15 protein-coding genes and 1 pseudogene are annotated in these 14,496 nt (G+C 53.8%); 6 read left to right on the top strand and 10 right to left on the bottom strand.

Annotation, left to right across the window (positions count from 1 at the left end; genetic code table 11):
* Window position 1: 1 nt before the first annotated feature.
* Window positions 2–307 (top strand): hypothetical protein, encoded by a 306-nt coding sequence (locus D5398_RS21955; protein ID WP_120509558.1) that lies wholly within the window; start codon window positions 2–4, stop codon window positions 305–307.
* An 81-nt stretch (window positions 308–388) separates the two neighbouring features.
* On the opposite strand, the gene msrA is transcribed toward D5398_RS21955, so the two are convergent.
* The 8 genes from msrA to D5398_RS21915 all read right to left on the bottom strand — a co-directional run bounded on the left by msrA (window position 389) and on the right by D5398_RS21915 (window position 9,940).
* Window positions 389–1,126 carry a peptide-methionine (S)-S-oxide reductase MsrA gene (gene msrA / locus D5398_RS21950; RefSeq protein WP_119824131.1) on the bottom strand — a complete coding sequence of 246 codons (738 nt, stop codon included), beginning with the start codon at window positions 1,124–1,126 and terminating at the stop codon, window positions 389–391.
* A gap of 18 nt (window positions 1,127–1,144) precedes the next feature.
* A complete protein-coding gene (msrB, locus tag D5398_RS21945; RefSeq protein ID WP_120509527.1) occupies window positions 1,145–1,651 on the bottom strand; it encodes a peptide-methionine (R)-S-oxide reductase MsrB in 507 nt (168 codons plus the stop codon).
* 375 nt (window positions 1,652–2,026) lie between these two features.
* A complete protein-coding gene (locus tag D5398_RS21940; RefSeq protein WP_120509526.1) occupies window positions 2,027–4,066 on the bottom strand; it encodes a glycoside hydrolase family 31 protein in 2,040 nt (679 codons plus the stop codon).
* Window positions 4,063–5,442, bottom strand: coding sequence for a glycoside-pentoside-hexuronide (GPH):cation symporter (locus D5398_RS21935; protein ID WP_120509525.1), 1,380 nt, complete (start codon window positions 5,440–5,442; stop codon window positions 4,063–4,065). Before D5398_RS21935 ends, D5398_RS21940 begins: the two co-directional genes overlap by 4 nt.
* 241 nt (window positions 5,443–5,683) lie before the next feature.
* Entirely contained in the window at window positions 5,684–7,237 is a 1,554-nt protein-coding gene (locus D5398_RS21930; RefSeq protein WP_120509524.1) for a peptide MFS transporter, read from the bottom strand.
* A gap of 378 nt (window positions 7,238–7,615) precedes the next feature.
* Window positions 7,616–7,843, bottom strand: coding sequence for a non-oxidative hydroxyarylic acid decarboxylases subunit D (locus tag D5398_RS21925; protein WP_120509523.1), 228 nt, complete (start codon window positions 7,841–7,843; stop codon window positions 7,616–7,618).
* A 29-nt stretch (window positions 7,844–7,872) separates the two neighbouring features.
* A complete protein-coding gene (locus tag D5398_RS21920; RefSeq protein WP_120509522.1) occupies window positions 7,873–9,303 on the bottom strand; it encodes a non-oxidative hydroxyarylic acid decarboxylases subunit C in 1,431 nt (476 codons plus the stop codon).
* Window positions 9,304–9,352: 49 nt separating this feature from the next.
* Window positions 9,353–9,940 (bottom strand): non-oxidative hydroxyarylic acid decarboxylases subunit B, encoded by a 588-nt coding sequence (locus D5398_RS21915; RefSeq protein WP_120509521.1) that lies wholly within the window; start codon window positions 9,938–9,940, stop codon window positions 9,353–9,355.
* 157 nt (window positions 9,941–10,097) lie between these two features.
* On the opposite strand from D5398_RS21915, the gene D5398_RS21910 reads away from it, so the two are divergent.
* Both D5398_RS21910 and idi read left to right on the top strand, forming a co-directional pair.
* Window positions 10,098–10,517, top strand: a complete 420-nt coding sequence (locus D5398_RS21910) for a MarR family winged helix-turn-helix transcriptional regulator (RefSeq protein WP_120509520.1) — start codon at window positions 10,098–10,100, stop codon at window positions 10,515–10,517.
* A 25-nt stretch (window positions 10,518–10,542) separates the two neighbouring features.
* Window positions 10,543–11,076 carry an isopentenyl-diphosphate Delta-isomerase gene (gene idi, locus D5398_RS21905; RefSeq protein WP_120509519.1) on the top strand — a complete coding sequence of 178 codons (534 nt, stop codon included), beginning with the start codon at window positions 10,543–10,545 and terminating at the stop codon, window positions 11,074–11,076.
* On the opposite strand, the pseudogene D5398_RS21900 reads toward idi, so the two are convergent.
* Window positions 11,029–11,555: pseudogene (locus D5398_RS21900) on the bottom strand (shikimate kinase). The gene idi and the pseudogene D5398_RS21900 overlap by 48 nt on opposite strands.
* A gap of 528 nt (window positions 11,556–12,083) precedes the next feature.
* Between D5398_RS21900 and D5398_RS21895 the strand changes: the two are divergent.
* Window positions 12,084–12,341 (top strand): biofilm/acid-resistance regulator YmgB/AriR, encoded by a 258-nt coding sequence (locus D5398_RS21895; protein WP_120509518.1) that lies wholly within the window; start codon window positions 12,084–12,086, stop codon window positions 12,339–12,341.
* A 57-nt stretch (window positions 12,342–12,398) separates the two neighbouring features.
* On the opposite strand, the gene D5398_RS21890 is transcribed toward D5398_RS21895, so the two are convergent.
* On the bottom strand, window positions 12,399–13,256 hold the full coding sequence (locus tag D5398_RS21890) for an SDR family oxidoreductase (RefSeq protein WP_120509517.1): 858 nt from the start codon (window positions 13,254–13,256) through the stop codon (window positions 12,399–12,401).
* Window positions 13,257–13,388: 132 nt separating this feature from the next.
* Here D5398_RS21890 and D5398_RS21885 point away from each other — a divergent pair, with 132 nt between their 5' ends.
* Window positions 13,389–13,805, top strand: coding sequence for a winged helix-turn-helix transcriptional regulator (locus D5398_RS21885; protein WP_120509516.1), 417 nt, complete (start codon window positions 13,389–13,391; stop codon window positions 13,803–13,805).
* Between the two features lie 117 nt (window positions 13,806–13,922).
* Entirely contained in the window at window positions 13,923–14,483 is a 561-nt protein-coding gene (locus D5398_RS21880; protein ID WP_120509515.1) for an antibiotic biosynthesis monooxygenase, read from the top strand.
* Window positions 14,484–14,496 lie beyond the last annotated feature (13 nt).

Here is a 14,496-nt window from a genome sequence, read left to right as displayed (position 1 = left end):
TATGGACACTCGTATTGAGCAAATTTTAGCGCAGCAACTGCCCCCTCAGGAGTCGGCGAAAGCGCTTAACGAGCTGGGAAAACAGTATCAGGCGCAGCAGGATCTGGATGCCGCAATTGCCTGCTGGGAGGAAAGCATGGCCTGTTACGGCAAACCGGGATTTGCACAGGCGCAACTGATGAAAGCGTATAACGCGCGACGTCGCCAGTGTTCTGAAGCCGGGGACGGCAAAGGGCTGGAGCGGTATTCAGAAAAAATTGATGCGCTGATGCAACAAAGCAAAGATGCTATCCGTTACGGATTTTAAGCCACGGTAAATCCGGATAATCTGTTCAGTTAACCCCTTAAGAAGCCGCCGCGGATAACGCCGCGGCGTCTTTATTTTTTCCTATGGGTTAACCCCCTTCACCAGCACCGGTTGTTCGCGATAATCCGCCGGGAAATGTTGTTTCAAATCTTTAATTTTCGGCAAGTCATTCACCACGATGTACGGATAATCCGGGTTATCGTTTAAGAAGTTCTGGTGATAAGCCTCAGCCGGATAAAAGTGTGCACTGCTTTCCACTTTCGTCACCAGCGGTTCGCTGTAACTGTGGCTGGCGTTGAGCTGGGCAATGTACGCTTTTGCTACTTCCGCCTGCGCCTGATTAAGCGGGAAAACCGCCGAACGATACTGACTGCCGGTGTCCGGCCCCTGACGGTTTAGCTCCGTCGGGTTATGTCCCACTGAGAAGAAAATATGCAGCAGTTCACCGTAACTCACCTGCGTCGGGTCAAACGTGACTTTGACGGATTCTGCGTGGCCGGTATCGCCGTTGCTCACCTGCTCATAGCTGGCCGTTTGCGCCTCGCCGCCTGCATATCCCGACACCGCACTGGTGACGCCTTTCACATGCTGGAATACGCCCTGAATACCCCAGAAACAGCCACCGGCAAACAAAGCCGTTTCGCTGTGCGACGTTCCCGCAGGCTCATCTTTTATCGGTGCGGGGATGACCACCGCCGGTTCTGCTCCACCGCCCCACGACCAGGCATTATTTTGAAAGGCAAAAGCCGAAGCCAGCACCAGTCCGGCTATCAGGCTGTAATTACGCAAGCTGCGCACTTTTTTAGATGCATTTTTCATTGTGAATGTCCTGACTGATTAAGCTTTGGGGGTGAACGTCATCGCCAGCCCGTTCATGCAATAACGCAGGCCGGTCGGCTGCGGGCCGTCATCAAACACATGTCCCAAATGCCCGCCGCAGCGGCGACAATGCACTTCATCACGCACCATGCCAAACGAGGTATCCCGGCTGGTCAGCGCGGCATTGGGTAACGGCTTCCAGAAACTCGGCCAGCCTGTATGGCTGTCGAATTTTGTGGCCGATGAAAAGAGAGGAAGAGTGCAGCCCGCGCAGGCAAATTCACCCACACGATGCTCATTATTTAACGGGCTGGAATAAGGATGTTCGGTGCCCGCCTCGCGCAGAATATGGTACTGATCATCGTTGAGCTTCTGATGCCACTGCTCATCGGTCAGGGTAAATTCAAATTTTTCGGCTTTGGCCTGCGCATCCGCTTTGCGTGGGAAAAACGTCGGGAGCAGCCCTATCACCGCGACCGCGGAAACCGCACTGCTGCCCAGTAGGAAATTGCGTCTGTTAATCATTATTGTCACCGATCCGGTTACTGTCGATGGCATCAGACTACAAGGGGATGGATTACGGAATCCTCGCGGAGAGTTAACAGTTTTGTGATAAATCGATTTGCAGTTGCACTGCGGGCTGGGAGGGCGGTCAGATCGCGGTAGTGGAGGGCTCCGCGCAGCGGTGGAATATTGCAGCTATCACTGTGTTACAAGAAACATACCCAGTGAGCGCATCTGGCAGTAAAAAAGCGAAGGCGAGCAGAGGGGAAAAGCCTTTCCCCTCTGCTCGGTTCGGCTCGGCGCCAAAGGCCAGGTGATCACAGTTATTAAGAAACCGAAACTGTCACCTTTCTGTTCTAAATAGCCGCCCCGTTGCAGCGGCCATCTGCAACCCGATTACAATATCGCCCGCGCAGACGGATCTGCCGATTCCCGCACAAACACCGGGATTTCACTCATCGGCGCGGCGACCGTAACCGCCCTTCCACCTTCATACCGTTCCCCGTTGAGCGCCACCCACCTTTCCCCCGCCGGTAGCCAAACTTTGCGTTCACGCAGACCCGCGTACAGCACCGGCGCGACAAGAATGTCGGCGCCGAGCATGTATTGATCTTCCACCTGCCAGCTTTCGGCCTGATCCGGATACTGGTAGAACATGGTGCGCATTGCCGGATCGCCGTTCTCGTGGGCTTGCTGCATCACGCGGCTGATGTAAGGACGCAGTTTTTCACGCAGGAACAGGCCGCTTTTCATCAGCTCGTAATTCTCTTCGCCGTAGCTCCACACTTCATTCGGCGCGCCGCTGTTGCACTGCGCAATACCGTCGCGCCACGGTTCTGACGGCTGTATTTGCGGCTCGCGGTAACCGTGCAGACGCATCACCGGACAGAATACGCCCCACTGGAACCAGCGGATCAGCAGTTCCTGAAACGCAGGGTCATTGACGTTACCGCCCTGGAACCCGCCGATATCCGTCGTCCACCACGGAATGCCTGCCAGCCCCATGTTCAGGCCTGCGGCAATCTGATTACGCAGCGCGTGGAAGGAAGAATGGATGTCGCCAGACCACGCCAGTACGCCATATCGCTGACTCCCTGCCCAGGCACAGCGCACCAGATTGACGATTTCATGCTCGCCTTCCTGTTGCAGGCCGTCGTAAAACCCTTGTGCAAATTTCTGCGGGTAGATATTGCCGACTTCCAGCACAGGCCCGAGATGATAGCGATAATTATCAAAATCATAGGCGCGGTATTCTGGCTCGGCTTCGTCGAGCCAGAAAGTGCGGATCCCCAGATCGTAATAATTTTGCTTCACCTTTTCCCAGACAAACTGACGTGCGCCGGGATGGGTGGCATCGAAGAACGTACAGTTGCCGAGGAAATCCAGATTCACCGACACACCGCGATCGGTGTTGACCAGATAACCTTTGGATTTCATCTCTTTGTAGTTGTCCGTGCGGCTGTCTACCGTCGGCCAGACCGACACCATTGTTTCGATGCCAAGTGATTTAAGCTCCGCGACCATCGCTTTCGGATCCGGCCAGTCCACCGGATCAAAGCACCAGGTGCCCTGATTCGGCCAGTGGAAGAAGTCGATGACAATCACCGAAATCGGCAGGTGGCGGCGCTTGTATTCCCGTGCGACTTCCAGCACTTCCTGCTGCGTGCGGTAACGCAGTTTGCACTGCCAGAAACCGGTGGCGTACTCCGGCATTTGCGGTGCGGTGCCGGTCGCGCGACCGTACTGATGCATGATGTCAGCGGGCGTATCACCTACGGTTATCCAGTAATCCATCTGCTCGGTGACCTGCGCTTCCCAGCGGGTGATATTCTTGCCGAACGTCGCTTCGCCAATCGCCGGATTGTTCCACAGCATGCCGTAGCCAAGGCTCGAGAGCATAAAGGGTACGCTGGCCTGGGAGTTGCGCTGCGCCAGTTCCAGCGTGCAGCCTTTCAGATCCAGACAGCTTTGCTGATATTGCCCCATGCCGTAGATTTTCTCGTCGGGGCGTGATTCAAAACGCACGGTCAGCTGATGCTTGCCGCCCGGAATGGCCTTGAATTCGCGGGCATCCATCTTCAGCGCGCTGATGTATTTGTCCTGACTCTTCTCCGTCGCGCCGATACCGACCGTCGAACGCTGACGCCAGAACTCCTCGAGGATCAGCTCACCTCGCTGGTTATAAAACGCCAGCTGCCCTTTGATATTCACCGTCGCCGTAATGTTGCCGTTGCGGATACTCAGCGTTTCGGTGCCGCGGCTGATGTCGGTTTGCGGCTGACTGTCCGCTGGCAGCAGCGCCCACAGATGATCATTGAGCTCAGGCCGGCAGGTGGCGCGAACGCGCAGGCTGTTTTCACCCCAGGATTCAATCACCAGCGTTTGCTGATCGAAATGCCAGAGGATACGGTTTTTTTCGGCGATTAATTCGCTCATGCGGACTCCTGTGTATGCAAGGTGGCCTGAGGGACAGGCTCGTGTTCCCGTGAAATTTTGGACTGGTTAATCTGTTTCATGGTGGCGTCATTAAGTTTGTACCAGCGCATCGACAGCGCGCTGAACATCGAGAGCACGCCCGGCACCAGTGAGAACAGCGCGATAATGGACAGCATCGCGGCGGTATTTTGCTGCGCGGCGTGCGGCACATAACCGCTCATGCCGAGTGTCCAGCCGACCACCGCCCCGCTCACCGCCATCCCCATTTTGAGGATCGCCAGCAAGGTCGAGAACACGGTGCCGTCCATGCGTTTGCCCTGTTTGTATTCGCCGTAATCCACCACGTCGGACATCATCACCCACATCAGCGTAGTCGTGACCTGATAGAACGTGGACACCAGCAACGTCATGCCGACCAGCAGGGAAATCCACGCCGGAACGAAGAAGATCGCCATGCTCAGCGCACCGGTCAGAATGGCGCACAGCGTGAATGCCGCCAGTTTGCTGCGTTTGCGGGTAAGCGGTTTGACCAGCAAACTGCCGAGGCTTTTGCCAATAATGTGTGCCGCCAGCAGCCACATAAAGTAGCTGGCGTTACCGAGATAATAGGTGACGTAATACATCATCGCGCCGAGACGCACGACACCAAACGAGATGTTGAAGAAGATCAGCGCCGCGACCACGCGCCATTGATCGTTACGCACTAAATCGCGCAGATCGGAGAGGAAATTCTCGTGCGTTGGCGGTGCGCTGATACGTTCTTTCGTATTGAGAAAACACAGCAGGAACATCACCACGGCAATCGACGCCATTACAGCCATCGCGCCGAAATAGCCGTCGAGTTTATTGCCGCCGCCCATCATTTCTGCCAGCGGCATCATCAGGAACGTGGACATCGCGCCGCCAAGCGTGGCGAGGAAAAAGCGGTAGGATTGCAGCGAAATACGCTGGGTGTTATCCGGCGTGATGATAGCCCCCATAGAGCAGTAAGGAATATTGATCGCGGTATACATCAGCATCATCACGCAATAGGTGACGCTGGCGTAGACCATTTTGCCACCCAGCGAGAGCGATTCCGGCACCGCGTAAACCAGTAAACAACTGGCACCAAATGGCAGCGCGAGCCAGAGAATATAGGGGCGGAACTTGCCAAAACGGGTCTGCGTGCGGTCGGCAATCAGCCCCATTGCAGGGTCAACAATCGCATCCGCCACACGAGCGACCAGAAACATTGTCCCGACGAACACCGCCGGTAATCCCACGACATCGGTGTAATAAAACGTCAAAAATATAATCACGTTATCCAGGCCAATATGGCTCGCCATATCCCCCAGACCGTAGCTGATTTTTTCTTTTACGGATAACTTCGCCGTCATTTTTCGTCCTGCCTTTTGTAGGGTTAAACACAAAAAAGTCAGTCCGTCCGTGGCCCGAGGACTTGTTATAGAATGGTTAAAAGGCAGTCACAATTGCGAGATGTTATAAATTTCTTATGTTTTTTGATTAATGTGATACCGGTAACATGGATAAGAACAAAAAAAAATGAGGCGGTCCGGAGACCCCCTCATTTTTGTTTTCGTACCCGGCGCTATTCGTGATGAACAGCGCCACTGCCCGTCAGGCGTGGGTCACTGGCTTCTGCTCAGTTTTGGTCTGCGCATTTTCCAGCATTCTGCGCACCGGAATGATCAGCACGAACAGCACTGCGGCGCAGATAAGCAACGCGATAGAACAACGTGCGAAGAGATCAGGCAGCATGTCCAGCTGATCGGCTTTCACGTGACCGCCGATAAGACCCGCCGCCAGATTACCCAGCGCACTGGCGCAGAACCACAGCCCCATCATCTGACCGCGCATTCTTTCCGGCGCCAGCAGCGTCATGGTCGCAAGCCCTATCGGGCTCAGACACAGCTCACCGAGCGTCAGCATCAGAATACTGCCCACCAGCCAGAATGGCGAAACGCCTGCGCCACCGCTGCTCAGCACGTTTTGCGCTGCCATCATCATCAGGCCAAAGCCTGCCGCAGCGCACAAAATACCGATGATGAACTTGGTGATGCTGCTCGGACGAATGTTCTTACGTGCCATCATCGGCCATGCCCAGCTGAATACCGGGGCCAGCAGAATGATAAACAGCGCATTGATGGACTGGAACCAGACCGCCGGGATTTCGAAATCGCCGATCATACGGTTGGTGTAGTCATTCGCAAACAAGTTGAACGAGGTAGGTTTCTGCTCAAACGCAGACCAGAAGAACGCAGCGGAAACCAGCAGGATAAAGCAAACCAGCAGTCTGGCGCGCTCTTTGCGGTTAAGCCCGGCGAACAGGAACAGATAGATAAAGTACAGCGCCACGGAAGCCGCAATCACGTAAACCAGCACGCTGGCGACAGCGACCGGATTAATGACGATCACGCCCTGCGCAATCAGTGTCACGACGACCGCCACACCCACTGCCAGTACCAGCAGCCAAGCGCCGACGCCGTTTTTCTTCGCGACAGGATTATTCCAGGTTGAATCCAGACCGACTTCGCTGTCATAACGTTTCATCGCCGGAACGGCATACACGCGGAAGATAATCAGCGCCACCAGCATCCCGATACCCCCGATGCCAAAGCCCCAGTGCCAGCCGTGCGTTTTTATCAGCCAGCCGGAAATCAGCGGCGCGATAAAGGAACCCATATTGATGCCCATATAAAACAGTGAGAAACCACCGTCACGGCGCGCATCGCCTTTCTTATACAGCGTCCCCACCATGACCGAAATACAGGTCTTGAACAGGCCGGAACCCAGCACGATAAACATCAGGCCGATGAAAAACAGGTTGTCGCCCATGAAAGCCGACAAAGCAATCGACAGGTGACCCAGCGCAATCAGGATCGAGCCGTACCAGACTGCCCGCTGTTGACCCAGCCAGTTATCGGCCAGCCATCCACCCGGCAACGCCGCCAGATACATACAACCGGCAAAGATACCGACGATGGCCGATGCGTTTTCACGCGCCAGCCCCATGCCGCCGTCATACACCGTCGCCGCCATGAACAGGATCAGTAAGGGACGAATACCGTAAAACGAGAACCGCTCCCACATTTCTGTAAAGAACAGAGAACCCAGCGGATAAGGATGACCGAAGAACGTCCGGCTCTCGTTTTTGTGATCAGAGGAATGCATAAACTCTCCAAAAGGTGTGTCGTAGTGTTTGTAAAAACTCAATGCCTGGCGGTTATGATTTCGCCGCTCTTTAACATTCAGAAATTATTACTTGCCATTGGAAACTAGTTTTGTCTGGCGAGAACTGCAGAACTTTTAGAGGAAAAGTCGACAACTGTCTACCTTTACAGAGTTTATGATGGCAAAAATGCGGGATTGTTTTGGATAAAAAAGGCGAGGTTTTCGAGCAAAGAGAGGTATTAACTGATTGATTTCAGGAATTATCTTAGAGATTACAGAAGCCAATTTTTAGCGAGAAATTTATGTTCAGCTGAATTTGCGGAAAAACGGCTTCTGAAACATTTTACTCCCCCTTTTAAGAGGGAGGAGAAAACAACATTACTCCGCAAGCAGTGGCGGGATCGACGGCACCATCGGCGCATTATCAATATCCGCCTGCGTCATACGGAACGCCTCGGGATAATGTTCGCTGCTGGTGCGTCGCAAAGGTTCGGTGGAACGCCAGGTGTATAAACAATGCTGACACTGATGCACGGTCCAGACGCCTTTTACCGGCGACACGGCCATCAGTTCAATATGCTCATCGGCACAACGTGGACAAATCATAATCACTCCTTAATAGAGTCGGTAAATGCTCAGGCTTTGCGCTCAGCCAGCATGGAATTGAGTCTGGCGACCCAGTCTTTGGTTTCCGGTAAATCGCGTACCGGCTGGCTGTAATGACCGCGGTTATCCGGTGCGACCGGCGTGGTGGCGTCAATGATCAGTTTGTCAGTGATCCCCGCCGGCGATGACCCCGGATCCAGTTCCAGCACGGACATATTCGGCAGCTGAACCAGGTCGCCCGCCGGATTCACCTTGGCGGAGAGCGCCCACATCACCTGCGGCAGGTTAAACGGATCCACATCCTCATCGACCATAATCACCATTTTCACGTAGCCCAGACCGTGCGGTGTGGTCATTGCGCGAAGCCCCACGGCACGGGCAAAACCGCCGTACCGTTTTTTGGTGGAGATAATTGCCAGCAGACCGTGGGTGTACATGGCGTTGACCGCCTGTACTTCCGGGAATTCGGCTTTGAGTTGCTGATACAGCGGCACGCAGGTGGCAGGTCCCATCAGGTAGTCGATTTCAGTCCACGGCATGCCGAGATACAGCGATTCAAAAATGGGATGATTGCGGTAAGACACTTTATTGATATGCACCACGGTCATGTTGCGGCCACCGGAATAGTGCCCGGTGAATTCGCCGAACGGCCCTTCGATTTCGCGTTTACGCCCTTCAATCACTCCTTCGAGGATCACTTCTGAACCCCAGGGCACGTCGAAACCGGTCAGCGGTGCGGTGGCAATCGGATACGGCGCCTGACGCAGTGCGCCCGCCATTTCATATTCAGACTGGTCATATTTCAGCGGCGTCGCGCCCATCAGCGTGATAATCGGGTCATTACCCAGCGTGATGACTATCGGTAAATCTTCGCCGCGTTCTTCCGCTTTATGTAAGTGCAGCGCAATGTCATGCATCGGCACCGGTTGCAGCCCGAGCTTACGTTTGCCCTTCACTTCCATACGATAAATGCCGACATTCTGTTTATCGAAACTGTCGGGATCCGTCGGGTCGCGGGATACCACGCAGGCTTTATCGAGATAGAAACCGCCGTCGCCGTCGTTAAGGCGAAACAGCGGCAGAATGTCGAACAGATTAATGTCTTCGCCGTCGACGGTATTTTCTGCCCATGCCGGATTTTCACGGCGCTCAGGTTTTATTGGAAACGTATCCCAGCGGCGGATATATTCGGCAATCTGTTCATTGGTCGACGTGGAAGGCGGTAATCCCATCGCAATGGCGTGATTGGGCCAGGACCCGAGGGTATTTAAGGCGATACGCGCGTCGGTGAATCCTTCCACATTGTCAAAATACAGGGCGGGTGCGCCCTCGCCGATCCGGCCTGTGGCGTTCGCGGCTGCGGCCAGATCCGGCTCCGCTTTCACCTGTTCGGTGATTTTCAGCAGCTGTCCGTTCTCATCCAGTGCGTGCATAAAGCTGCGCAGATCATCAAAAGCCATCTCGATTCTCCTTTACGTAGTGCGGGGTAGATTTAACACGTTTTAGAAACTAATTAGTGACGCCGTCACTCCTTGCCGATAACCCTGCCCATCGCTTAGCACGATGATATTCAAGGCCAAACTGGTCGAGTACGCGGGTGACAATGTGGTCTGTCACGTCCTGAATAGTCTCAGGATGGTTGTAGTAAGCCGGCATCGGCGGCACGATGGCGGCCCCCATGCGGGACAGTGCCAGCAGGTTTTCAAGGTGAACGGTGCTGAGCGGGGTTTCACGCGGAACCAGCACCAGCTTGCGGTTTTCTTTGAGCACCACATCCGCCGCCCGCCCGACCAGACCTTCGGCGTATCCGGCGCGGATCCCCGCCAGCGTTTTCATGCTGCACGGGATGATGATCATGCCGTCCGTTTTGAATGAACCCGAAGAAATCGTGGCCCCCTGATCGGCGCAATTGTGCGTGAAATCGGCCATCTCACAGACCTCTCGCGCGGTGTACGGCGTTTCAAGCTCAATCGTGGTTTTCGCCCATTTCGACATCACCAGGTGCGTTTCCACGCCTTCCATCTCCCGCAGTGCCTGCAACAGCGTCACTGCCAGCGGAGCGCCCGTCGCGCCCGTCATTGCGATAATCAGTTTCATTCCGGCCTCACACAGATGATGATTTTTGAGTATATTGTTCGTATACGAATGATTTTTACCTTATACTCCTTTTCAAATCACCGCAATGGTCTGTCGCATTCATTCCTCAGAGGTTGCTAAAATAGCCGCAGACCAATAAGAACAGCGGAAACTGATGATGAGCACACAATTGAGACAGGAAGCCTTTCATATAATGCGTAAGGTATTCCAGCAGCACACTGCACGCTGGCAGCAATGCATCCCGGAACTGACCAAACCGCAATACGCCGTGATGCGCTCGGTTGCTGAAAATCCGGGAATTGAGCAGGTGCAGCTGACCGGTGTGGCGATCAGCAGTAAGGCCACACTGGCAGAAATGCTTTCACGGCTGGAATCTCGCGGGTTGTTAGTCCGTCAGGCTGATCCGGCGGATAAGCGTCGTCGTTTTATTACGCTGACCGCAGAGGGCAATGCCGTTCTGGCGAATACTCAGCCGGTCAGTCAGCAGGTGGATACCGAGTTTTTAGCAAGATTATCTCCTGACGATCAGCAGCATCTGGTGCGTTTGCTCAGGCAAATGCTGGAAACTGAGAGTTGAAAGTTAAGGAGTTACGGGAGTTTTTATGATTGAAGAAGTCGTGTTGCTGGATGTGCAAAATCGGCCATCTGGAACCATGGATAAAACGCTGGTACATTCCGGCCATACTCCGCTGCATCTGGCCTTTTCCTGCTACATCCGCAATGAACGTGGCGAGATCCTGCTGACGCGCCGTGCTCTGTGTAAAGTCGCGTGGCCGGGCGTCTGGACCAATTCGGTATGCGGACATCCGTTGCCCGGCGAAACGTTTCAGGCGGCTGTTTCGCGCCGTTGCCAGTACGAGCTCGGCCTGCCGGTGGAAAATATCACCCCGCTGATTGATGAGTTTCAGTATTACGCCACCGATGCTTCCGGCATTGTCGAAAACGAATTCTGCCCGATTTTTGCCGCCTTCACCCGCCAGCCCCCGGCTCCGCGGGAGTCTGAAGTGATGGATTACCAATGGGTGAAACCGGAAGATTTACTGAGCAGTGTGCGTACCACGCCGTGGGCATTCAGCCCGTGGATGGTGTTACAGCTCGGTCAGATTACGCAGAAAAACCTCAGTCTGCTGGGGTGAGCGTAAACGCACAAAGGCCAGCCGGGGTCACTGAGTAAGGCCTCATACTGGCGGCGGTTTTTACTGTACGTTTTCAGCGTCCACAGGATGATCGAATCCCGGCTGAAAAAGCTTTTGCGAAACGTCTCGCAATTCCCCGTTCCCGCCCAGATTTCCTGCCTGCCCCACGCCCGCGTGGCCGCCCGTTTCACTGCCTGACACACCGTGCGTCCGAACGAATAATCCACCCACACGATCAGATCAATATTGCGCCATTTTACCGGCTGCGTGCGTTTGTAATTGCCGTCAATTACCCAGCTGTCGCTGGCCGCCAATCTCTCTTCAAGGCGGGCAAAGAATATTTCGTCTGGCGTACCCTGCCAGTCAGTCCGCCAGAAAAGTGCATCCAGCTCGATATAAGGGATATTCAGTTTCTCAGATATGCCCCGCGCCAGCGTCGATTTGCCGCTGCCGCTGGTACCGATGACGTTAATTTTCACCGAAAATCTCCTGTCTGCCGCCGCAGAATTCGCCAGATAGCGCAAAAAAAGGGCGACTATTCTGCCGCAGATGAAAGCGGTTGTACAGATGCAGAAATACTGATGCAAAGGCTGCCAAATAAATCACCTTCTTAACCATAACTCACGGAACTAACTCATCCCGTGAATGTATTGGCAGCATAAAGAAATGAGCTTTTCGTGCTTTTTAATCCATTGCTAGCAACATTATCTGAGATTTTTCACATCCATACCTGTACATATTTGCAATCATTGTATAACTTTCTTCTACCCCTGCTTCATCATTAGTCCGTCTTTTAGGGCAGTTTAGGCCTGGCCTTTGGAAGAAAAAATTGGATTTCCCTTCTTCCAAAGGTTTTTTTTACGGCTGAATTTTATTTTTGTATAAAATAATCACGGGATGAACAGGGACGGTGATTGTGAAGAAACGCTTCACAATATTCTCTTTTCTGACTGGCAATAGGCACTTTTCCGGCGATGCAATTCGCGGAGAAGTTTGAGGAGGTCTACATGCAACTCGAAGCAGAACAAACAGTTACAGAAATCAGTGATTATTTCAAAGTCCGTGAGACCCCAACATTGAGCGAAGTCGAGATCCTCGGCACCATCGTTTCAGGGCTATTAAACAACCGGTATCCGGTCAGTAATAAAGCGATTATTGAAGGGCTGCTGCGCCGGCTGGAGCAGGAGTCTAACGTCAGCAACCAGCAGGGTTGCCGCAATTTGCTGGAGCTGGTGTTGCTCTCCACGCAGGATGACGTGATTTAACATCACCACCGGCCTGTTACGTAAAATGTTAACAGGCCGGAAAAGTGTCCTAACGTATTACAGTGATTTTAACGTCGCGGCAATCACGTCTTTTACCGGCGTTGTCGGACGACCAATCAGTTTGCTCAATGTATGAGAGTCATCAAACAGACCGCCCTTCTCTGCGCCCGCATCAGAATCTGCCAGCATATTCGCCAGACCTTCCGGTAAACCCGCACCCAGCAGCGCTTTCGCAAATTCCGCTTCCGGCAGATTCACGTAATCGACTTTTTTGCCGGACTGACGTGCAATTTCGGCTGAGAATTCCGCCAGGGTATAAGAGTCGTCCCCCGCCAGTTCGTAGATTTTTCCGCCCTGATTATCGAGCACCAGAACGGCCGCTGCCGCTTCGGCGTAATCCTGACGCGCTGCGGAAGCAATTTTTCCTTCGCCGACGGAGCCAATAAAGGCGTTATGCGCCAGCGCCGGAGCAATGCTCGCGGCATAGTTTTCGGTATACCAGCCGTTACGCAGCAGAACGAAAGGAACGCCGGATTCCCTTAACGCTTTTTCGGTCGCACGGTGCTCGGTGCCCAGACCCAGCGGAGATTTATCCGCATGTAGCAGGCTGGTGTAAGCCAGAAGTTTCACGCCCGCACGCTTCGCTGCCGCGATCACCGCATTGTGCTGCGCCTCGCGCTGGCCGACTTCACTGGAGGAAATCAGCAGCAGTTTTTCTGCGCCTTTAAACGCTGCATCGAGCGTCTCAGGCTGGCTGTAATCCGCCTGGCGAACCTGAACACCTAGATCCGCCAGATCTTTGGCTTTTTCAGGGCTGCGTACTGCGGCAATAATCTGATTTGCGGGCACTTTTTTCAGAAGTGCGGCAATAACAAGGCGGCCTAACTGGCCGGTAGCACCGGTAACTGCGATCATATTTATTCTCCTGAACGATTCGACACAATGTTCATATTCTGGGTTTATGTTCTGCAAGACGCGAAATTCGTCGCCGTGAAGACATCCTATGCGATACACTTACTTTTCGTAAGTACGCACCAAAAGGTAAGTATGAAAATAATTCCGTCAGACCCGTTTGAATCACGCCTGCCGCTGTCAGAGCAAATCCGTCAGGGGAAAGTCCTTGATCCAAATTGCCCTTCCCGCGAGATTTTGCGCCACGTCACCAGCCGCTGGGGTTTATTGATCCTGATTGCCCTGTGCGACGAAACGCTGCGCTTTAGCGAACTGCGCCGTAAAGTCGGTGGCATCAGCGAAAAGATGCTGGCGCAGACCTTACAGGCGTTAGAAGAAGATGGCTTTGTTGACCGGCATTCATTTCCGGTGGTGCCGCCGCACGTTGAGTATAGTCTCTCGCCTCTCGGACTTGAGATGAAGGACCAGGTTGCCGGGCTGGCCGACTGGCTGGAGTTTAATCTGCACCGCATTCTCAGGCAGCGTGAACTGCGCGTGGTCGGCGAAGAATAACCCTCAAAAAATTTAACAAGAACGCAAAAATTCTCACCTATCATTGATTCAACCTGCCGACTAACATCATTTCATTGATTCGATAAATGCTTTCATTTAAATCAGCTGAGGTGATGTATGTCCCCGTCCCATAACCAACACGTTACGCTCGTCATCACGCATAAAATTGCCCCGGCCAGCGAGGCGCAGTACGAAGCCTGGCTGAACAAAATCATGCCGCAGGCGAGCACGTTCCCCGGACATCTGGGCGTCAACGTCATCCGTCCAAGCCGCAGCGGTGACCCGTATACCATTCTGGTGCGCTTCGACACGCTGGAAAATCTCAACGCCTGGCACAGTTCCGAACTGCGTAAACAGCTGGTGGCAGAAGTCAGCCCGCTGCTGTTACAGGACGACAGCACCGAAGTGCGCCCCGGCGCAGAATTCTGGTTCACTCCGCCGAGTGCGACCGTTCGTCCGCCTGCCCGCTGGAAACAATACCTGCTGACCTTGCTGGTGATTTACCCTTCGACCCACATTGTGCCCTGGTTCTGGGGGCAGTTTTTGCCACAGCTTAAAGGCACGGAAGGCGGTCATTTACTCAATGATGCCTCCGTCGTTGCGCTGGTGGTTTTCCTCTGGATGCCCATCATTACCCGAGTTTTCCATTCATGGCTGACGCGCACTTCCGCGCAATGACAGGAGCTTTTCC

Origin of the sequence: Rahnella bruchi (genome assembly GCF_003614975.1) — a bacterium.
Classification (GTDB): Bacteria; Pseudomonadota; Gammaproteobacteria; order Enterobacterales; family Enterobacteriaceae; genus Rahnella; species Rahnella bruchi.
This window is presented reverse-complemented; position numbering and strand designations above follow the sequence as displayed.